General features: G+C 49.7%; 21 protein-coding genes. 9 read left to right on the top strand and 12 right to left on the bottom strand.

Annotation, left to right across the window (positions count from 1 at the left end; translation table 11 throughout):
- Nucleotides 1–43: 43 nt before the first annotated feature.
- The gene (locus ACAN55_RS20615; RefSeq protein ID WP_379137276.1) at nucleotides 44–691 is read left to right on the top strand and encodes a nitroreductase family protein; all 648 of its coding nucleotides are present in this window, start codon (nucleotides 44–46) and stop codon (nucleotides 689–691) included.
- A gap of 219 nt (nucleotides 692–910) precedes the next feature.
- Here the strand turns inward: ACAN55_RS20615 and ACAN55_RS20610 are convergent, their stop codons facing one another.
- Nucleotides 911–1,108, bottom strand: a complete 198-nt coding sequence (locus tag ACAN55_RS20610; protein WP_379137273.1) for a cold shock domain-containing protein — start codon at nucleotides 1,106–1,108, stop codon at nucleotides 911–913.
- Nucleotides 1,109–1,280: 172 nt separating this feature from the next.
- Here ACAN55_RS20610 and ACAN55_RS20605 point away from each other — a divergent pair, with 172 nt between their 5' ends.
- The 6 genes from ACAN55_RS20605 (at nucleotide 1,281) to ACAN55_RS20580 (ending at nucleotide 5,997) form a co-directional block, all read left to right on the top strand.
- Entirely contained in the window at nucleotides 1,281–1,514 is a 234-nt protein-coding gene (locus ACAN55_RS20605) for a hypothetical protein (RefSeq protein WP_036654325.1), read from the top strand.
- A gap of 6 nt (nucleotides 1,515–1,520) precedes the next feature.
- Entirely contained in the window at nucleotides 1,521–1,691 is a 171-nt protein-coding gene (locus tag ACAN55_RS20600) for a hypothetical protein (RefSeq protein ID WP_379137270.1), read from the top strand.
- A 214-nt stretch (nucleotides 1,692–1,905) separates the two neighbouring features.
- On the top strand, nucleotides 1,906–3,696 hold the full coding sequence (pepF, locus tag ACAN55_RS20595) for an oligoendopeptidase F (protein WP_379137267.1): 1,791 nt from the start codon (nucleotides 1,906–1,908) through the stop codon (nucleotides 3,694–3,696).
- A 116-nt stretch (nucleotides 3,697–3,812) separates the two neighbouring features.
- Nucleotides 3,813–4,118, top strand: a complete 306-nt coding sequence (locus ACAN55_RS20590) for a LapA family protein (protein WP_379137264.1) — start codon at nucleotides 3,813–3,815, stop codon at nucleotides 4,116–4,118.
- A gap of 21 nt (nucleotides 4,119–4,139) precedes the next feature.
- Complete coding sequence (locus ACAN55_RS20585; protein WP_379137261.1) at nucleotides 4,140–5,186, top strand: M42 family metallopeptidase; 1,047 nt, start codon at nucleotides 4,140–4,142, stop codon at nucleotides 5,184–5,186.
- A complete protein-coding gene (locus ACAN55_RS20580) occupies nucleotides 5,170–5,997 on the top strand; it encodes a hypothetical protein (RefSeq protein WP_379137258.1) in 828 nt (275 codons plus the stop codon). The genes ACAN55_RS20585 and ACAN55_RS20580 overlap by 17 nt, the downstream gene beginning before the upstream one ends.
- 39 nt (nucleotides 5,998–6,036) lie before the next feature.
- On the opposite strand, the gene ACAN55_RS20575 is transcribed toward ACAN55_RS20580, so the two are convergent.
- The 10 genes from ACAN55_RS20575 to hemE all read right to left on the bottom strand — a co-directional run bounded on the left by ACAN55_RS20575 (nucleotide 6,037) and on the right by hemE (nucleotide 17,078).
- Nucleotides 6,037–6,990, bottom strand: coding sequence for a stalk domain-containing protein (locus ACAN55_RS20575; protein ID WP_379137255.1), 954 nt, complete (start codon nucleotides 6,988–6,990; stop codon nucleotides 6,037–6,039).
- A gap of 143 nt (nucleotides 6,991–7,133) precedes the next feature.
- Nucleotides 7,134–9,068 (bottom strand): ABC-F family ATP-binding cassette domain-containing protein, encoded by a 1,935-nt coding sequence (locus ACAN55_RS20570; protein ID WP_379137252.1) that lies wholly within the window; start codon nucleotides 9,066–9,068, stop codon nucleotides 7,134–7,136.
- Nucleotides 9,069–9,110: 42 nt separating this feature from the next.
- A complete protein-coding gene (locus tag ACAN55_RS20565; protein WP_379137249.1) occupies nucleotides 9,111–9,710 on the bottom strand; it encodes a TetR/AcrR family transcriptional regulator in 600 nt (199 codons plus the stop codon).
- Between the two features lie 97 nt (nucleotides 9,711–9,807).
- Nucleotides 9,808–10,611 carry a DUF92 domain-containing protein gene (locus ACAN55_RS20560; RefSeq protein ID WP_379137246.1) on the bottom strand — a complete coding sequence of 268 codons (804 nt, stop codon included), beginning with the start codon at nucleotides 10,609–10,611 and terminating at the stop codon, nucleotides 9,808–9,810.
- 73 nt (nucleotides 10,612–10,684) lie between these two features.
- The gene (locus ACAN55_RS20555; protein WP_379137243.1) at nucleotides 10,685–11,308 is read right to left on the bottom strand and encodes a fumarylacetoacetate hydrolase family protein; all 624 of its coding nucleotides are present in this window, start codon (nucleotides 11,306–11,308) and stop codon (nucleotides 10,685–10,687) included.
- A gap of 33 nt (nucleotides 11,309–11,341) precedes the next feature.
- Complete coding sequence (locus tag ACAN55_RS20550; RefSeq protein WP_379137241.1) at nucleotides 11,342–12,076, bottom strand: glycerophosphodiester phosphodiesterase; 735 nt, start codon at nucleotides 12,074–12,076, stop codon at nucleotides 11,342–11,344.
- 27 nt (nucleotides 12,077–12,103) lie between these two features.
- Nucleotides 12,104–13,420, bottom strand: a complete 1,317-nt coding sequence (locus ACAN55_RS20545; protein WP_379137238.1) for a CapA family protein — start codon at nucleotides 13,418–13,420, stop codon at nucleotides 12,104–12,106.
- A 177-nt stretch (nucleotides 13,421–13,597) separates the two neighbouring features.
- Complete coding sequence (hemG, locus tag ACAN55_RS20540) at nucleotides 13,598–15,031, bottom strand: protoporphyrinogen oxidase (protein ID WP_379137235.1); 1,434 nt, start codon at nucleotides 15,029–15,031, stop codon at nucleotides 13,598–13,600.
- The gene (gene hemH, locus ACAN55_RS20535; protein WP_379137232.1) at nucleotides 15,028–15,984 is read right to left on the bottom strand and encodes a ferrochelatase; all 957 of its coding nucleotides are present in this window, start codon (nucleotides 15,982–15,984) and stop codon (nucleotides 15,028–15,030) included. The genes hemG and hemH overlap by 4 nt, the downstream gene beginning before the upstream one ends.
- 32 nt (nucleotides 15,985–16,016) lie before the next feature.
- On the bottom strand, nucleotides 16,017–17,078 hold the full coding sequence (hemE, locus tag ACAN55_RS20530) for a uroporphyrinogen decarboxylase (protein WP_379137228.1): 1,062 nt from the start codon (nucleotides 17,076–17,078) through the stop codon (nucleotides 16,017–16,019).
- Nucleotides 17,079–17,294: 216 nt separating this feature from the next.
- On the opposite strand from hemE, the gene ACAN55_RS20525 reads away from it, so the two are divergent.
- The gene (locus ACAN55_RS20525; protein WP_379137226.1) at nucleotides 17,295–18,512 is read left to right on the top strand and encodes an MFS transporter; all 1,218 of its coding nucleotides are present in this window, start codon (nucleotides 17,295–17,297) and stop codon (nucleotides 18,510–18,512) included.
- 105 nt (nucleotides 18,513–18,617) lie between these two features.
- Here the strand turns inward: ACAN55_RS20525 and ACAN55_RS20520 are convergent, their stop codons facing one another.
- The gene (locus ACAN55_RS20520) at nucleotides 18,618–19,247 is read right to left on the bottom strand and encodes an O-methyltransferase (protein WP_379137224.1); all 630 of its coding nucleotides are present in this window, start codon (nucleotides 19,245–19,247) and stop codon (nucleotides 18,618–18,620) included.
- 149 nt (nucleotides 19,248–19,396) lie between these two features.
- On the opposite strand from ACAN55_RS20520, the gene ACAN55_RS20515 reads away from it, so the two are divergent.
- Entirely contained in the window at nucleotides 19,397–20,542 is a 1,146-nt protein-coding gene (locus tag ACAN55_RS20515; protein ID WP_379137221.1) for a THUMP domain-containing class I SAM-dependent RNA methyltransferase, read from the top strand.
- The last annotated feature ends 93 nt before the right edge of the window (nucleotides 20,543–20,635 follow it).

Raw genomic sequence — 20,635 nt, 5'->3', positions numbered from 1 at the left:
TCAGGTATTAGTACCTGGTAACAAAGATGGAGGGGGCCCGGATATGCACTATGAAGCATTCAGGGAATTAGCCCAGTCACGGCGAAGTGTCCGTGAGTTTAGTGACATGCTTGTCACTGTCGAAGACGTGCAGGATATTATCGACTGCGCACGTTATGCGCCTAGCGACACGAATTCACAAACTTGGGAATTCATTGCCGTTATGAACCGGAGCCTTATTGAAGAGATTGAACGTTTCACTTGGGACCAGTTGCATGCAATTGCCTCTGCCGCTGAAGATAAAGGTCTCGCACGCGAAGCCAAACTTCTTCTTAAATCCTTTGGGCCTTACGCCACTGCCTTTGGCGGTGCACCAGCACTGATTGTATGCCTGACTACACCTTACAGCTCCAAATTCCGCGAGAAAATATTCGATCCACTGGAATTCGGAAGTATGGAGATCTGGGCGGAGGAATCTTTAAAGAGCAGCAGCTTATCGGTTCAAAATATGATGCTTGCAGCGCATTCCAAAGGACTGGCCACCTGCCCTCTCACCGGACCTGTACTCCTTGCGGAGAAGGAGCTGCGTTCCTATCTGAATATCCCAGAGAACAGGATGATTAACATGGTGGTTGCCCTCGGACATCCGGCTGCAGCTCCCAAAATGATCGCACGGAAATCCGTAGCAGAAATCCTGACTATTCTCGAATAAAAATAACAACTAAGACCCTATCATCTGGATAATTCCACAGATGGCAGGGTCTTAGTTATGTTAGGTTCCACGTCTATGTGCTTGTCTAGGAAGGCCATAAAAAAACACAGTTCCCATAGGGAGAACTGTGTATTCCGTATTCGCCAGTCTGTACAAATACCAAACATTAAGCGCTAGCAGATATATGTGTAGCTGACAGTGAAACTGTCCAGCCGTTTCTTAAAGTTTAATTACGTTAGCTGCTTGTGGACCGCGGTTACCGTCAGTAATATCAAATTCAACCGCTTGGCCTTCGTCCAAAGTCTTGAAGCCGTCGCCTTGGATTGCTGAGAAGTGAACGAATACATCTTCGCCGCCTTCAACTTGAAGAAAACCGTAACCTTTTTCTGCGTTAAACCATTTTACTGTACCTTTCAAATGAACAACCTCCTAAAAATACCGCCATATATGGCGTATGATTACATTATACTCCATCTTTTTCTTCAAATCAATTGAAGTACGGGCCCTATTCCTGATTTAATTTGCTTTTAACGTACATCGTGCGTTATCATTTATCCAAAAGCCAAAAATCGCCAGGGTGGGAATAACAATGATCAAAAAACATGAAATATACAAAACAGACAAGTGGAACATGATGACCGTAGAAGTTCAGGGGAAATATATTGTTCTTCGCGAAATTTCAGATCAATGGGGAGAAGAAACACATACCTTCCTCAGTCGCCCTGCTATGATGCAATGGGTGAACAACCGCTTTAACAAAGAGTCTTACAAAGATAACGAAGAAGAATACAAAAATATTATCGCAGCATTCAAGCAGGTGTAGACCCCTATGAATACTGAAAGCTTAACGATTTATGTCATTGTCGTTCTATGCCTGGGTGCTGTTCTAATCATGGCAAAAGACAAAGTTCCGCCTCAACTGAAGCGGGGCTTGGCGTTAACCGCAGTCATTATGATCGCATTGGCATTCGTGTTCATTATTTATAATTTCTTGGCATAACTTCTGATATTGCGGGCTCCAAGAATCATATTTTGAAGTCCTCAGGGCATACTAGGCTGACCTTTGATTACAGGAGGCGGCCCTTTTGTCCATAGCTACCAAGTTACTCCCCGTGCTGCTTTCGGTCAACCTGCTGCACGGGGATGTAATATCTGCAGCAGATCTGCCCGTAAAGAATATACCTATCTCATCCCATCATTCGAGGAGGATAACCATGGAACAATTACTGAAGAGAAGTGAAGTACCTGCTGAGAACCGTTGGAAGCTTGAAGATATGTTCGCTTCCCAGAAGGAATGGGATCATACTTACACCGAAGCCAAGGAATTAATCAAAAAAGCTGCTGATTTCCAGGGTAAACTGGATTCCGCCGGTTCCCTCAAAGAATGCTTCCAGCTCGATGATCAACTGTCGCTTAACACTGAGCGCCTTTATGTATATGCTCATATGCGCCAAGACGAGGACACCGCAGCACCTGAATATCAAGCACTCTCCCAAAAGGCGAAACAGCTTGGTGTGGAAGCCAGCGAGGCGTTTTCTTTTGTAACGCCTGAAATCCTGGCATTGCCTACCGAGAAGCTGGACCAGTTCATCGCTGATCCAGCGCTTTCGGACTATACCTTCACTTTAAAGGAAATGAAACGTGAGAAGGCACATGTTCTGTCCAAAGCGGAAGAAGCACTGCTCGCTCAGGTTGGCAACCTGTCGCAGGCTCCGCAAAATATCTTCGGCATGCTCAATAATGCGGATCTCAAGTTCCCTAAGATCAAGGACGAGGAAGGCAATGAGGTCGAACTGACCCATGGCAGCTACATCAAGTTCCTGGAAAGCCCGAACCGTGAAGTCCGCCGCAATGCATTCAAAGCTGTGTACGAGACTTACGGGAAACAAAAGAATACAATCGCAGCTACTCTCAGTGCCAACGTGAATAAGAATGTATTCTATTCCCGTGTGCGCAAGTACCCTTCCGTATTGGAAATGTCACTTTACGGTGACAACATCAATAAAGAAGTGTATACCAACCTGATTGACACCATTCATGAAAGCCTGCCGCTGATGCACCGGTACATGAAGCTTCGCCAGAAGCTGCTAGGCGTTGACGAGCTGCATATGTATGATCTGTTTGCGCCGCTGGTGGACGAATATAAACTGGATATTCCATTCGAAGAGGCCAAGAAGATCACTAAGGAAGGCTTAAAGCCGCTCGGTGAAGATTACCTGAAAGTGCTTCAGGAAGGCTATGACAATAGCTGGATTGATGTATACGAGAATGAGAATAAACGGACTGGTGCATACAGCTGGGGTGCTTACGGCACACATCCTTATGTGCTGCTGAACCATAATGACAATCTGAACAGTATGTTCACACTGGCTCATGAGATGGGTCATGCCCTGCATTCGTATTATTCGGACAATGCGCTGAAATACCGTGATGCCCAGTACACAATATTCCTTGCCGAAGTTGCCTCAACAACAAATGAAGCACTGCTGATGGATTATTTGTTACATAAATCCACAGATCCGAAGGAAAAAATGTACTTGCTGACCTACTATGCCGATCAGTTCCGCACGACCGTCTTCCGGCAAACCATGTTCGCCGAGTTTGAGAAAATTATTCACGAGCGTGCCGAAGCCGGTGAGTCCCTCACTCCAAAAGATCTGTCGTCGATCTACTATGACCTTAACGTGAAATATTATGGCAAGGGTATGGTGGTTGACCAGGATATCGAAATGGAATGGGCGCGGATTCCCCACTTCTACAACAGCTTCTACGTTTATAAGTACGCTACCGGATTCTCGGCAGCTACCAGCTTTGCCAAACAGATTCTGGAGGAAGGCAAACCAGCGGTTGACCGTTACCTGGGCTTCCTGAAGAGCGGCGGCAGTGACTATTCCATCAACATTTTGACCAAAGCGGGCGTTGACATGTCTTCACCTGAGCCCATTCGTGAAGCCATGAGCGTATTCGAGAGCGTCATCTCACAGATGGAAGAGCTCACCAAATAACAAGAAATGTAACTTTTACGGGAAACGGGCGCCGTTCTTGACAACAAGGACGGCGCAGCCGTTTCTTCTTGTGTAAAATGCAGGTTCTCTACCATTTTCCAAAAAGGGGGCACTTTATGAGATTTCAATGGTCGCTGATTGCCGGACTCATCTTTGCGTTGCTGACCGCCCTGTTCGCTGTTATCAATGTGGATCCGGTACAAGTCAATTTCGGATTTGATGTTGTGAGTATCCCGCTGATTCTGGTGATTCTTGGCTGTGCACTAATCGGAGGAGTTATCGTTGGTTCTTACGGTATTTTCCGGCAATACAAGCTTCAAAAACAAATTAAAGGCTTGACTGCCGAACTATCCAAGCTGCGGGACTCTAATTCATCCATGGAAACTCTGAACAGCGAGCCTGGCGAATTGCCAGTTAATTAATTTATAATAGGAGGATTACCTATGCTAAATATACTGCCAAACGAGAATTATATTGTATCTATTCTGAAGAAATTGCTCGATACTCCTAGCCCAAGCGGCTTCACGGCGCAGGTGATGAATGTGATTGCGGAGGAGGCTGCTTCACTGGGTGTACCATTAACCTGGAATGAAAAAGGCGGAGTTGTCCTGTCTGTTGCAGGTCTTGATCCTTCACGTACGGTTGGACTTAGCGCGCATGTAGATACGCTGGGAGCCATGGTCCGGGCGATTAAACCAAACGGCAAGCTGCGCATCACCTCCGTAGGCGGCTTCACCATGAACAGCATCGAGAACGAATACTGTGTCATTCATACCCGCAGCGGTCAAACGTATACAGGAACGATCCTGTCGGTTAATCCATCCGCACATGCGTATTCGGCTGAAGCCCGTGATATTAAACGCGCTGAGGAAAATATGGAAGTACGTATCGATGAGCTGGTATCGGACAAGGATGAGGTGCGCAAGCTTGGCATCGCCGTTGGCGATTTCATCTCCTTTGATTCCCGTGCAGTCGTAACACCAAGCGGATACATCAAATCACGTCATATTGATGATAAAGCGAGCGTAGCTGCGCTCCTCGGTCTGCTGGAAAGCATGAAACGCGAGGGCTGGAAGCCGCTGCACAATTTGTCTCTGCTGATCTCTAACTACGAAGAGGTCGGTCATGGCGCGGCTTGGATTCCCGGTGAGATCAACGAGCTGATCGCTGTGGATATGGGCGTCATTGGAGATGATCTGAACTGCAAGGAGACGGATGTCTCGATCTGTGCCAAAGATTCCTCCGGCCCTTATGATTATGCAATGACCAGCCGCCTGATTGAGCTTTCAAATGCCCTGGCTATCCCGTTTGCAGTGGACGTATATCCGAATTACGGCTCAGATGCTTCTGCCGCTCTGCGCGCCGGGAACAACATCAAAGCGGCTCTAATCGGTCCTGGTGTCCATGCCTCCCACTCGATGGAACGCACACATAAACAGGCTGTACTGAATACAACCAAGCTGCTTGCTGCTTATGTCGGCGCTAACTGAGAACGCCCGTAGAGCAAGAGAGTTATGGAGCAGCAGCCGAAGAATCCTCCTCTTGATTAGTCTGTTGCTGCTTGTCATAGCAGCTGTAGCCGGTTGGTCACTCCAAAGCTACAGACCAAATAGGGAGGCCTTCCACGGCCTCCCTCATCTCTACTCCTATCGCGAAGCAATCAGTTCCGGACAAACCGAGTTATGTATGATGGCCGTAAATCCGGATAACATTGTGCTAAGGGCTGCGGGAAGCCCTTTACGGCCGATTGCGGCATACGGCATTAATGGTGGGTTCTTCTATCGCAATGACCTTCTGTCCATTGCCATCATGAATGACGTCCCAGTAAGCGGAGTACGGAATGCTTACGGCTCCGGCTGGTTCAACGCTAAATACCCGCGCGGTACATTGGTATGGGACGGTAAGGAACGTCAATTCTCAGTTCAGGTTGTTTCGTCCGGAGATGAGATTGCCGTCAGTGACCGGAACCATTATTTCGCTCAAGGCGGCATCAGCATGAATTTGGCTGATGAGGCGGCCTGGCTGGAGCAGGCAACGCAGGAACATCTACCGTTCGCAGACGAGCGGCGGATGCGCTCGGGGTTGATCTATAACAATGCCGGAGATGTGTGGCTGATTGTCACCCCAACCCTTTGTACGGCAGCCGAATTCCGGACTGCCATTCTGGAGACGGTTCCCGGTGATGGACGGGAAGGGATCTTTCTTGACGGTGACGGATCGTCTCAGATGAATGCGGATGAGGCGGTGTTACCCGGGGATTCCAGACCCGTGGTGCAGATGATTGCCATAGATGGCGGCTGAAAGTGGCCGCCATCTTTTTTTTTCGATAAACACGTTATTTCATTTAACCTTAAACGTAGTCCGAATGGAATTGATGTATTTACTCATCGACATGTAATCCTCTGTCAATTGGGAATCGTTCGGATTGTACTGTACATCACCTGCCGGAATTAAAATAAATGCCTTGCCTCCCTTCTCTCCTACCTTCCAAATCGGCGCTACTTCCATAGCTGTCTGGGCCATTTCATTCCACTTTTTAATATCCATAACCGTGATCCCGAAGAGATAACCACCATACTCTGCTTTATTGGAAGTGTTGATAAAACTGTAGCTTTCTGTTCCTCTGTCCGGGTTCGATTGTTCAGTCACTTCATATTTCCCCTCCCAGCTTCTAGGCAGCTCGAGTGTAAACTTGTATTTGGCATTCTCATACACAATGGGAAGGGCCTTTAGTATAGGCTTGTTATTCACTGCATCGATATGTAGATTAACTGCAGAATAAGCTCTGAAATCTCCTGTTCCATATGAATTAAACGTCTTTGCATCGACCCCGAAAGCATTCCCGTTTATTGTGACGCTCCCGATCTTCTGACTGTTGTCATTATAGAAGGACACGGTAGCAGTAATCTTATTCTGAGTATTACCAACCCCTTCGAGCCTCAATTGACCTGTTACATTCGTACCGCTCCCCGACTTGGTTAGGACTAGATTTCCTACGCTTATCCCGGTGTAATCAGGGTCAGTTAAGTTCAGGGCTCCATTCTTAATCTGAATACTCTGGAGTTCCGGATCGTATCCAATGACCGCCCCTAGATGTTCAGCCACAAAACGCACGGGAACATACGCATGCCCATCCAGACTTACAACCTTATAATCCTTGCTTAGCGGAACAGTGTGCTCGTTGATTTGAAAGACCGCCGGAAACAAGACTGCTTGAATGGAGCCTGAAGCAAAAGCAGCGGATGAGCAGGTTATTACTACTCCGCAAATTAGACCGATGATGAACTTTTTCATTAAAACACCCCTTTTCACTGTATGGTAGTAATGACGCGCAAAGAATCATTATGTTTCTAATAAAGGGAAATTTTAACGATGTCAGAAATGCAAAAAACCAGCCCCCGGATAGCGGGTGCTGGTTCGGATTCAAGATGATGAAATCAGGCTTTGCCTGCAATTTTCTCTGCCAGTTCATTCAGATACGTCCAGCGTTCCATCAGATGCTCCAGATGGGCTTCTGCCTCACGTTGCTTAGCCACCAGTTCCTGGAGCTTCCCTGAGTCAGCGAAGGCCGCCTCCATTTGTGCAGCAATGTCAACCAAAGCCTTCTCCGCGAGCTCGATCTGCTCATCAATACCTTCGAACTCACGTTGCTCCTTGAAGCTGAATTTGAGTTTCTCTCTGACAGGAGGGGCGGCGGTAATCTCTTGGCCCGATGTACCCGCACTGCTCCGCTTCATTGCTCCTTCATCCTTACCCGACTGTGAACGGGACGCAACATTCTGTGCCATCCATTCCTCGTATTCGCTGTAGTTGCCCACGTGAAGACGGATTCCCCCCTCTTCGAAGGCAAGAATTTTATCAACGGTACGGTCAAGGAAAAAGCGGTCATGAGAAACCGTGAAGACTACGCCCGGGAACTCTTCCAGATAATCTTCAAGTACTGCCAAAGTGCTGATATCCAGATCATTTGTAGGCTCATCCAACAGCAGCACGTTAGGTGCGCTCATGAGCACACGCAGCAGGTACAGACGTCTCTTTTCGCCCCCGGAAAGCTTGGCGATTGGCGTCCACTGCATGACTGGAGGGAATAGAAACCTTTCCAGCATTTGACCGGCCGAGATCGTGCTGCCGTCCGCGGTACGAATAACCTCTGCTTCTTCCTTCACGTATTCAATCACACGCATCGTCTCATCCATATCCTGATGCTCTTGCGTGAAGTAACCCAGCTTCACCGTTGCTCCGACCTGAACCTCGCCGCTGTCCGGCGCAAGAAGCCCGCTGATCAGATTAAGCAGTGTGGATTTGCCGCTGCCGTTAGGTCCTACGATACCTACTCGGTCCTCAGGAACGGCAATATAGGTTAAGTCCTTTATCAAGTTACGTCCATCCATGGATTTGGACAGACCGTGAAGTTCAATAATTTTACGGCCGAGGCGCGTAGAAGTTACCGATATATCCATTGAACCGCCAACTGCGGAAGGTCCGCTCTCTTTCAATTTCTCAAACCGGTCGATTCGAGCCTTCTGTTTCGTCGTCCGGGCTTTAGCTCCCCTGCGAATCCAGGCGAGTTCTGTTCTTAGTAGGTTTTTGCGCTTCTGCTCGGCTGAAGCCTCACGCTCCTCGCGATCCGCCTTCAGCTCCAGAAAACGGGAATAATTCGCTTCATACCGGAAGAGGTTCCCTCCGTCCAGCTCGAGCATTACATCAGCAACCCGGTCCAAAAAGTAACGGTCATGGGTAATCATGAGCAAAGCACCGCGACGCTTCTGTAAGTACTGTTCCAGCCAAGCCACAGAGTCTGTATCAATGTGATTGGTAGGCTCATCCAGAATCAGCAGCTCGGAGGGGGTGATCAGCGCAGCCGCCAAGGCAACCCGCTTGCGTTGGCCACCGGAGAGAGTATCCATCAGAGCATCGAATTGTTCGATACCCAGCTTGGACAGCACACTTTTAGCTTCACTTTCAAGTTGCCATGTGCCGAGTGCATCGATCTCATGGCCCAAAGTTACCAGTTTGGCTTCCAGTTCCTTATTGCCCGGGTTATTTTCCAGCTGCGCCATAGTTTCTATGTATTCACGGGTGCTGCGCAGCTCAGGTGCCTCCCCGGCAAAAACCTGCTTCAGTACGGTGTTCTCCGGATCAAATGGCGGATTCTGTGCCAGGTATTGAACCCGCACATTATTCCCTATAGAAACTTGCCCCTCATCGGGGGTCTCCAGCCCGGCGATTATCCGCAGAAAGGTCGATTTTCCGGTTCCGTTTACTCCGATAATGCCAATCTTGTCACGATCATCCATTCCGAATGAGGCATCCCGAAACAGTATTTTCTCCCCATAGCTTTTGGAGAGGTGTTCCACGGTCATAATATTCATACTTGATCCTCGTTTACTGTTTATTTCTTCTCATTCATTCAATCAGCACTTGTGCCCTGCACCGGGCGGATGAAGCTTCTCTATGGCCCCTCTGCTGAAGAGGCTTGCAGCAAACACAGCCCTCGTTCTGGCATCCTCTTCCTTGAAATCCGGATCAAATAAGATATCCATCTTGAGGCGATCCAGCATTCCGATATAGGACTGGGCCATCAGCTCCGGTTCGACGGCTCTTTCTTCCACAAGCACCTTCACTACCATCATCATGTATTGTTCCATAAAAAAGGCCATATACGCGATCAGCTCCGGATTATTGGTAGGAGCCATAAAAAATAACTTCGTATGCTGCTTACGCTCATAATAGTAGCTTAGATGATGCTCTGCGATGACTTTAAGCTTGCCGTCCAGATCGTCCTGCTGATGCAGTCTTTCTGCCAGCCCCTGAAGAAACCCCTCGCAGTCACGGCGTGTTACCGCCATAAATAATTCTTCCTTGCTTTTAAAATATAGATATACCGTCCCTTTGGCAATTCCGGCCTGATAAGCGACTGCAGACATCTTCGTCTCGTAGAATCCGCTTGAACCGAAGAGCTCATATGCGGCATCCAGAATCGCCGTATGCTTGTCCTTGGACACGCTGCTCATCGGTTCACCTCCTTACTATGCCATCACAATAGATTGGCTGATATTTAATAAACACCGATACCCTTCTGTATTCGGGTGTAATCAGAACTTAATCAGTTCACCCCAACAGGCCGATCAGTACAGCAACGACTCCGCCGAATAAGGAACTTATAAAATTTACGGCGTCATTGTTCATCCACCGCCACCCACGGGCATGCACTGTAGGCACACCGCAGTGGCTGCTGGCCTCGACTTCCCGTCCACAGATGGTACAGCGGTTCATTCGCTGGACTGTTGCGCCGAGTATGGAGTCGGCAAAAGCACCTGCCAAGCCTCCCATGAGTCCCGCTAAAATAATCAGAACAGCAGACTGTTCTTCCATCCCTGACACAAGCTGCAGCAGCCAAGAAGCCGCACCGATGAGCACGCCGCCTGCCGCTGCGGCTAGCGTACCCGGCAAGGATACACCGCCGGAAGCGCCTGTGGGGAGTACCTTACCGGTTAGAACAGATCTCGGTGCCTTTTGGCTTAAGGTTCCAATCTCGGTTGCCCACGTATCCGAAGTGACGGTAGCCATCACTCCAATGAACAGATAAGACCACAGTTCCAGCGGATAAAGTGCATTGAACAGAACCACCAGCATGCCGAGGCCTCCGTTAGCGAAGACCTGCCCGGCATCGCGGCGACCTGTCTTATCATAATTCAATTCCAGCTCTGCTTTATCCTCGTGATGAAGTTGCGTCAGTGAGCTGGAGGAGATAAAAAAGACCAGCAGGATACCGAACCAGAACGCATTTCCAGCTCCAAAATAAATCGTTCCCATCACTGCCGCTGCAAGCATGCCGGAGAAGCTCAACGATTGATTAATATAGGCCGCACCGGCTAGCAAAAGGGCGCCGATGGCGCCGATAACCCATAGCATACCTTCATCTCCTAGGAAGAAACAGTTGCGCCGTCCTTCATGATAAAGCAGCCGTCGTCTGTAATCATTAGGACTAGCCGATCAGACAGGTTCCCATCAACTGGTCGCCCCAATACAACTCGAACGAATCACCTGTAACGGTAGGCCCCACCCCTTGAGGGGTCCCGGTAAATATAACATCACCCTTGCCAAGCCCGTACCGGGCAGCGATAAAATCAATAATGGTCTGCAGTGAGAATATCATATTCTTCACGTTGCCGCGCTGGACCTCTACACCATTCTTGACAACGGTGAAATCCGTTCCTTCCAGTTCTTCGCGCTCTGGAAAAGCGATATATGGTGTGATCGGAGCCGCATTCTTAAAGCCTTTAGCCGCAGTCCATGGCAGCCCTTTCTTCTGCAGATCATTATGCACATCGCGCAGCGTGAAATCCAGGCCAAGTGCCATCACATCCACCAGCTCTTCAACGCTCATCCCCGGGACATAATCACGGGCAATGCGCAGCACCAGCTCGCCTTCATAGTGAACCTGTCCAGCATCTTTAGGAAGCTGAATGATAGCCTTGTCGAGGGAAACAGCCGCATGTGAGGGCTTCATGAAAATGAGAGGTTCCACAGGGACTTTGTTCCCCAGTTCCTCCGCATGCAATTTGTAGTTACGTCCAACGCAATACAGGTTATTTACATCAGCGCACATCAGACTTCAGCTCACTTTCCCGTCGATTTGTAGTTATACTTCCAGAAACGTATCGCCCCATATGTCCGGGCGGTTCGTACAGATCATTATATCAGAATGCATGTCTGCAAGGCGACGCATCTCCCTTGCTTTATCCACCGTCCAAGCCATGACTTTCACACCCTGCTCCGTAAGCAGCTTGGCCAGACCCGGATTTAACCGCGTAAAACTGATGGACAGAAAAGTACAGTCCAGTTCTTGTACCTGTCTCGCGGGATCTCCCAATCTGGAATCATAGATGAGCCCCGTTCGGATCACAGGATCCAGCTTTTTGACGGTCTGAAGGACTCCGGCATCAAAAGAGGTAAGCACCACCTCATCCTGCATGCCTTTGGCATTAATCAGATCAATTACTGCTTTTTCGATTCCGGGATACATGTTCTTTACCGTCTTCAGCTCGATGTTGAGATGCAAGCGTCCTTTTGCCAAATCCAGTACCTCTTCCAGAGATGGCACTTTCTCACCTTTAAACGCCCTGCCTTTCCAGCTCCCGGCATCCAGCCGTTTCATTTGTGCCCATTCCATATCTTTGACCTTGCCGTGTCCGTTGGTGGTCCGGTCCAGACTGAAATCATGGATGACAACTGGCACTCCGTCTTTACTGAGCTGAACATCAATCTCCATCCAGCGGACAAAGGGCAAGGCCAGCGCCATTCTGACAGCTGCCAACGTATTCTCCGGAGCCTTACCGGAAAATCCCCGGTGGGCAACACACAAATTTTTGAGCATAAGAAGAGCCCTCCTTATTGACCTGAACTAGCGGAGCCCGGACACTTTACCGTTGCTGCCGATGCTGATACGACCTCCGGAAAGGGATTCAACCTTATCCAGCAGCTTCTGCCCATCTTCAGGCTTCATGGGAACCGGCTGACCGAGTTCGGCATGTAACGGCTTCAATTCCAGTGAGCATTGCCCCTCTGCGTTACATTCTGCCTGAAATACAGCCGTATCCCAAGTATCCGGTGCTTTGGATTTGGTAAAAATAAAATTTCCGGTACTATAGGCGATCCACTTGCCTTTATAAGGCTCAATTCCTTGAAGGACATGAGGATGTCCGCCAATGACTAGGTCAGCTCCGGCATCAATAAAGCTGCGGCCCAGCGATTGCTGAATATCATTTGGCTCATGTGCTCTTTCAATGCCCCAATGGACGATAACGACGACGATATCTGCTTTGGTACGTGCTTCGGCTATGGCCTTGAGACCCGCCTCACTGTCATATACCGCCGCTAATCCCGGACTATTCTTCCCTGCTCTCCATGATGCCTCCGGAACTACCCGGGTGAAGCCCAGCAGAGCAATCGTTATGCCCTTACGCTCGAAATACTGCGGGGCATAAGCGGATGCTTCATTAAGCCCTGCGCCGACATGAGATATTCCTCTGTCGTCTAGATGTTCAAGCGTATCCCGAAGTCCCTGCACACCTTGGTCCAGCGTGTGATTATTAGCCAGATTTACTGCGTCCATCCCTGCGGCTTTCATGGAATCCAGCGCTTCCGGAGAGGATTTGAACACAAACTGCTTATCCGCACTCGTACCACGTTCCGTTACCGAGGTCTCCAGATTAATCACGGAGAGGTCATCTCGTGTAAATAAGCCGTCGAGCTGGGCGTAGGGATAATCATACCCCTGCTTCTCCAGTAATTCACCAACCTTGCCTGCAAAAATCACATCACCGCCAAAGCTTAGTTTCACGGTATTGCCGGAAGGGGTCTCATCGGGCTGTTCTGTGCCTGAATTATCATCAATCATTCCCGGAGAATCCGATTGTTCAGGCAGTTCATTCGTCGTTCCCTGCGGATCTGCAGATGGGCTGGCATCAGGCTCTGCCGGAGACAGTTCTCCCGTAGTGTCCGGCGTTGCTGCAGGATTGTCATCCGGGGCTGGTGTTTCAACGTTTTCGGCCGTGGAAGGCGGAGCGGTTCCACTTCCCTTTTGTTCAATGAAATAATAAGCCAGCATCGCGGTAATCAGTAGGATCAGGACTGCGTTAATCCAGCCCCAAGCCACTTTGCGGCGGCGTCCGCCGGCGTCTTTTTTCTGCCTTTTTTTCTTTGATCTCGGCGGGTACATGGGGTTGAAGTAAACTCCTTTGCCGTTAAATTGGTTTTATTATAGCATATCAGCTGTATCACACTCCAAACAGGCAGGCACCCCGACGAGATGCCAATAGATACATTAAAACAAAACGGTGAAGCAGATTGAATCCGTGCTTCACCGTTATTCATACTCTGGTATAACGCTTCGTTACTATACGGCAGATAATCTCCCGGCTGCAAGTTCTGCTGTCAGCTTCGCGAATTTAATGCAGTCGGGCATACCAATACCGTCATAACCTGCGCCAAACGCATACACACCGGGAAGCTTGGAATCCAACTCCGCCCGCAGCCGGGCAATATTGTCAGGATGGCCGACCGGATACTGCGGCATGGAGTGCATAAGCCGGGTTATTTCCGTAAACAGCGGCTCGGCTGTAATTCCCATAACCTCACGCACATCCTTGCGCACGAGTTCTTCCAGCGCTTCGTCCGGAAGCTCTACATTCTGTTCATCCCCGGCACGACCGACATAAAACCGCAGAAGCACCTTATCATCAGGGCTGGTATGCAGCCATTTGGTTGAGGTCCAGGTGCAGGCGGTTATATTGCGGCCTTCTTTACGGGGAACCAGAAAGCCGGAGCCGTCATATTCCGTTGCGATATCCTTCTTGGAGAATGCCATCACCACGTTGGCAACGGAAACATAATTCACGGCATCGAGCGGAGATACGTCCACATGCGGACGAAGCAGACCCGCTGCGGCGAAATTCTGAACCGTGATAATAATATCATCTGCGGGAAGACTTTCGCCGTTCTCCAGCCGTACTTCGTAACGGGGTTTATCCTGATCTCCAGCGTGTACAATGATCTCCGCTGCCGCGGTTCCGGCTTGCAGATTAACATCCTGCAGATCGTGAATCAGTGCATGAACAAGACTTTGTAACCCCTGACGGAAGGTCAGAAAGGCACTTTTCTTCGTTCCGGTATGGGTTTCTACCGGCTTGCGCCCGGTCGTCATTCCACGGATGAGACTGCCATAGCTGCGCTCCACCTCACCAAACTGAGGGAAGGTGGCCTGAAGGCTGATCTTGTGCATATCACCGGCATAGATGCCTGCAAGAAGCGGTTCCGTCATGTTCTCGAGCACCTCTGTGCCCAGACGGCGTTCAATTAAATCCCCCAGCGCTTCATCTGTCTTGCTTCTGCGGGGAGGCAGTATGAAGTCCATCATAGCACGCATTTTACCCTGAAAAGAGACCAGTCCGCTTTTCATGAAAGGACCGATTTCCGTTGGTATACCCAGAACTAGTCCGGCTGGCATAGGATGGAGCTTACCGCGCTGGAGAATATACGTCTTCTTGGCCTCGGGATTGGTAGTGACCAGTTCATGGTCCAGTTCTAATTCCTTAGCCAAATCGATCATGGCAGTTTTACGAGCCAGAAACGAATCCGGTCCCTTCTCGATGACGAAACCGTCACGGTGCAAGGTTTCAATTTTACCACCAAGCACTTTATCTTTCTCAAGCACTGTAATCTCCGGCTTTACGCCGGCCTCTTTATAGAATTTACGGATATAAAAGGCGGCACTGAGTCCGCTTAAGCCTCCGCCTATGATTACAATTTTACGGGAAGGCAAATCTGTCATAGGGAATCCACCTTCATTTGCTTGAACCGGCTGCGCACCACGTCGCTGAGAACAGACATGTACGCCGGATCGCTGTTCAGCGATTCAATCCGCATGAGACGCATATCCAGTTCACCGGCAATCGCCTGAGCTTCAATATCCAGATCATATAGAACTTCGAGATGATCGGATACGAACCCGACCGGGGCTACAAGCACATCTTCGACCTGTTCCTTGCTAAGCTCGCGGAGCGTATCAAGAATATCCGGTCCAAGCCACGGCTCGGCGGTACGGCCCGCGCTCTGCCAGGTGAACTGCCAGGAAGCAACACCGGCCTGTTTGGCAACAGCCGCTGAGGTCTCAAGCAGTTGATCGCGGTACGGGTCGCCCATGGACAGAATCCGTTCCGGCAGGCTGTGTGCACTGAACAGAACGCGAACCGCATCGCGTTTGGCTCCAGCCTCCTCAAACTGATCAAGACGTGCTGAAACTCTGCGGGTGAGTACATCAATCAGTTCCGGATGCAGATGATAGCTCTCTACAAAAGCCATGGTAATTCCACTGACTTCCGCTTTGGCTTGTGCGCGTTTAATATATGTGCCTACACTCATCACAGAATAATGCGGAGCCAGCACAATTCCGACTGCTTCTGTGATGCCGTCACGGACCATCGCTTCAACTCCGTCCTCAATAAACGGCTTGGCATGCTTAAGGCCCTGGTAACAGACATACTTCACTTCAGCATCATCATTGCTGCTATTGAGGGCAGCTTCCAGCGCCTCAACCTGGCGGTCCGTATTCTCGCGAAGCGGGAACACACCGCCAACAATAGCTTCATAGCGGTCTTTCAATTCTTTAAGCTGTTCTGCAGACGGCGGATTGCCTCGCCGGATATGTGTATAATAAGCTTCAACATCTTCCATGCTTTCAGGAGTGCCGTAGGACATAACAAGAACGCCGATTTTTGTTGTCAACAATTCCATCCCCTTTTACGATTAGTAGTATGTCAGGAAGGTGCTTTTACTGATTCTATAAAATGTTCATGTGAATATTCGTGAATATATTCGGTCAGCTCGCGAAGTTTATCAAGTGAAGCTTCAGGGAATAAACCGTGTCCGAGATTAAATACATAGCCGGGCTCAAGCATCCCTTCATCCAAAATCAACTTCGCCTGGGCTTTGATCACATCCATCGGAGCGGTCAGCACATAGGGATCGAGGTTGCCTTGCACAGCAAAATTCCCGCCTGTTCTGCGGCGGCCTTCACGAATACTGACACGCCAGTCGAGACCGATAACATCAGCCTTCAGGTTAGAAAGTGACGGGAGAAGCTCTCCGGAGCTTACTCCAGGGAAATAAATCTTAGGCACATCCAGATCCGAAAGCTCGCTGAAGATGCGGGTGATTGTCGGCAGCACATAAGTTTCAAAATCGCGGGGAGCAAGCGCTCCTACCCAACTGTCGAACAGCTGAAATGCCTTGCCGCCACTCGCAACATGACTGCGAAGGTAGGCAATAACCATATCGCCAAGCTTCTCCATTAATTGCTCCCAGACCCGGGGCTGGCTATACATCATTTCCTTCGTACGGATGTATCCTTTGGAAGGGCGGCCTTCGATCAGGTAACTTGCAATCGTGAAAGGTGCGCCTGCGAACGTAATCAAAGGAACGTCCAATTCCTTATCCAGCATGGCGATTGTCTCCAGGATATGTCCGAGATCTCCTTCAACATCAATCGGCTTTAATCTCTCCACGTCAGCCGCAGAGCGGATCGGATTATGTATGACCGGACCGATATTTTTAACAATGTCAAAATCAATGCCGATGGAAGCAACCGGATTCATGATGTCAGAATACAAAATAGCTGCATCCACACCCAGCTTACGGACGGGCATCATGGTAACCTCTGCAGCTAGCTCCGGCTGCCTGCATATCTCTAGCAGCGAGTACTTCTCCTTGATTTTACGGTAATCGGGATCATAGCGGCCAGCCTGCCGCATGTACCATACGGGAACGTGCTCCACCCTTTGCTTTTTGCAGGCGCGGATAAAATTGTCGTTGTAGGTCATGATAAGATCTCCATTAAATTTAGTTAATTTCTTAATATATATTATGCCCCTTTTAAAAGTAAGTAACAACTATCACACTTGCAGCTCCAATGACAATCCTATGACACATTACAATGTTATGAGTTGCAACGAAATCGTTTATTAATATGCTATACTGATAGAATGTCAATTTTTCGTGAATATGAATTCTCAAATTTGAAAGGAAGTGAAAGCACTTTGAAGAAATGGGAGACTTGGAAAGTCAACCTCATCGTGCTTTGGTTCGGACAATTTCTGGTCAATGCCGGTATGACCATGATTACGCCCTTTTTATCCCTCTATCTGGCTAAAGATCTTGGTGTGAAGGGAGATGCCATCGGAATATGGGCTGGTCTTATCTTTGCCGCCAATTTCATGACCTCGTTCCTGTTCCAGCCGCTCTGGGGCAAGCTCGCAGACAAATATGGACGAAAGATCATGCTGCTTCGTTCAAGCTTCGGCATGGCGATTGTCATTATGATGATGGGGTTTGCACAAACCCCGCTGCATCTCTTATTACTCCGGCTGCTGAACGGAACCATCTCCGGTTTTAACCCGGCCTCCATCGCACTTGTCTCTGGCACGACACCCAAACCCCGGATGGGTTTTGCCATGGGTCTCATGCAGTCCGGTTCCGTGGCCGGAACGATCCTGGGACCGCTCATTGGCGGACTTCTGGCGGACTGGATCGGCTTCCGCCCGATTTTTTACGTGGTGGGTGCGCTGCTCTTTGTCGCCTCGCTGCTGGCGCTATTCCTCGTGAAGGAGAACTTCAGCCGCAGTGAAGCCGCTCAAGCCCCGCAGATCTCTGTCTACGAAGGTCTTAAAGAACTGATCAAGATTCCTCAGCTTCCAGCGCTCTTCGGTGTTACCTTTCTGCTGCAGTTCGCGATGATCAGTCCAATGACCCTACTGCCGATTTATGTGGAGAAGCTGCATGGCACAGCCGTCAACATCGCCTTTTGGGCGGGAATGGTCAGCGCCGTTACCGGGATATCCAACATGTTAGCCTCCCCGGTTCTCGGCAGGTTAAGTGACAAGATCGGAGCGCACCGGATTCTGACTTACGCCCTGATTGGTGCCGCAGTGTTTCTCATCCCCCAAGCTTTCGTCACCAGTGTCTGGCAGCTGATTATCGTACGATTTATGATGGGCGTCTTTATGGGAGGTCTACTGCCCAGTGTAAACGCGCTGATCCGGTCATACACACCTGACGGCAAGGAGAGCCGAGCTTTCGGGTTTAACAGCAGTACACTGGCGCTCGGAAATATGCTGGGAGCCGTAATCGGCGGCTTCATGTCCAGCTTCATTGGAATTGAGGGATTGTTCATCGTCTCCGGCGGATTCCTGCTGATCAACACCGTCTGGGTGCGGCTCAAGCTGTACAAGGAAACACCCAAGCAGCTATTCCGCTAGATGCTTTCAATGATCCGACCACAGAAAGAACGGTCTAACATCCGTGGAGTGACACCTCCGACATTGTAAAAACGGCATCCAGCCAGACAGGCTGAATGCCGCTTCTTATTTAACTCTGGCCAATGCAAGGCCATCATAGGCCGGGAGCAGTGTGCTGGACAACCGCTCATCTTTAGCAATCATCTCATTAAACCTGCGCATGGCCTGGACGGCTGGGCCATTCTTCTCCGTGTTTAAAGTCCGGCCACGCAGAAAAATATTGTCGCCGGCAATAATGGCTCCCGGATTCGCCAGACGGATGGCATACTCCAGATAATTCGGGTAGTTCTCTTTATCTGCATCAATAAAGAAGAAATCGAACGTTCTGCCTTCGGCTTCCAAAGCTTTGAGGCTGTCCAGTGCAGGACCAATTCTGTATTCGACAGTGTCACCGAATCCAGCCAGCTCCAAATGCCGGTGCGCCATATCAGCGTATTCAGATTTCAGCTCGAGTGAAGTTAATGTGCCGCCGGACAGAAGACCCCGAGCTAAGCAAATGCCGCTGTATCCGCCGAGGGCGCCGATTTCCAAAATCGAAGTTGAGCCGGATAGGCTGACCAGCATCGACAACAGACGGCCATAACCCGGTGCAATCGAAACCTCCGGCATCCCGTTCTCCATTATCGTTTCTTTGACCTGAAGAAGCAGGTCATCCTCTGTATAAAGTTCCTCGCTGTATTGTTCTTGGTTAAGCATATCGTGTCTCCTTCGGATATCGCCGTAGGCGGCTTTATGTGTATATTCCTTTTTCAGGTTAAGGTGCATTGTGAAGTTCAGCGCATTACCCTATACTTGATTGTACTGGCTTTCTATATTTATCTACAAGTTAAACGGAGTTGAGATCAATGGGTAAGTTACAATTAATCGCTACAGCCCCTATGGGACTTGAGGCTGTTGTAGCACGAGAATTAAATGAATTGGGTTATGAGACCACGGTTGAGAACGGCCGGGTGCTGTTCAGCGGAGACTATATCGATATCTGCCGCTGCAATTTATGGTTGCGCACCTCGGATCGGGTTTTGATAAAAATGGGTCAATTCCCCGCCAAAACCTTTGACGAGCTGTTCGAGGGCGTCAAGGCGTTGCCATGGGAGGAATGGATTCCGGAGAACGGTGAATTCCCCGTAGAGGGACGCTCCCACAAATCGCAACTGACCAGTGTTCCTGCCTGCCAGGGTATTGTTAAAAAAGCGGTTGTCGAGAAGTTGAAGCTATCCTACCAGACGGAATGGTTCCCGGAGAACGGTCCCCGCTACGTTATCGAAGTGATTCTTCTTAACGATATCGCACTGATTACACTAGACACTACCGGGCCTGCACTGCATAAACGCGGCTACCGCAGATTAGCTACTGAAGCGCCTCTCAAGGAGACGATGGCGGCTGCTCTGATCCTGCTGAGCCGTTGGAACGGCCACCGGCCGCTCTACGACCCGTGCTGCGGCTCCGGCACACTTCTCATCGAGGCTGCGATGATTGCCTGGAATATCGCTCCCGGTCTGCGCCGCTCCTTCCCTTCCGAGCATTGGCCGGTAATACCGCGTGAAGCATGGGAAGAAGCAAGAGAAGAGGCATTTGATGCCGTTCGCGACGATTATCCGCTCCAACTGACCGGCAGCGATATTGACCCGGCTGCAATTGAAGTTGCCGAAGCAGCTGCCAAAAGTGCAGGCTTGTCCGGAGAGATCACGTTCTCTGTCCTTGGAGCCGCCAAAGCGAGACCTCAGGGCGAATATGGCTGCATTATAACCAACCCGCCTTATGGGGAACGGTTGGCCAATGACAAAGAAGTTGAGAAGCTAACCCGCCAATTCGGAGAGATGATGCTGTATCTTCCTACCTGGTCGTTCTTCGCCATCAGTCCCGTCAAGGAATTCGAGACGTATTTTGGCCGGAAATCGGACAAGCGGCGCAAGCTGTACAACGGACGTATTGAATGTCAATACTATCAATACTTAGGCCCGCTGCCTCCAAGAAATCAGAATCAACAATAATTTGCCCGTCACTGCAACATCACAACGGACATCTCCCTCCCTGGAGCCGATGTCCGTTTTTTGCCAATTTTTCGGATAGAAAGGGAGTTTGCC

Source organism: Paenibacillus oryziterrae, from assembly GCF_042610485.1.
GTDB lineage: Bacteria > Bacillota > Bacilli > Paenibacillales > Paenibacillaceae > Paenibacillus_AQ.
The sequence above is the reverse complement of the archived record's forward strand: the minus strand, read 5'-3'. Positions and strand labels throughout refer to the sequence as shown.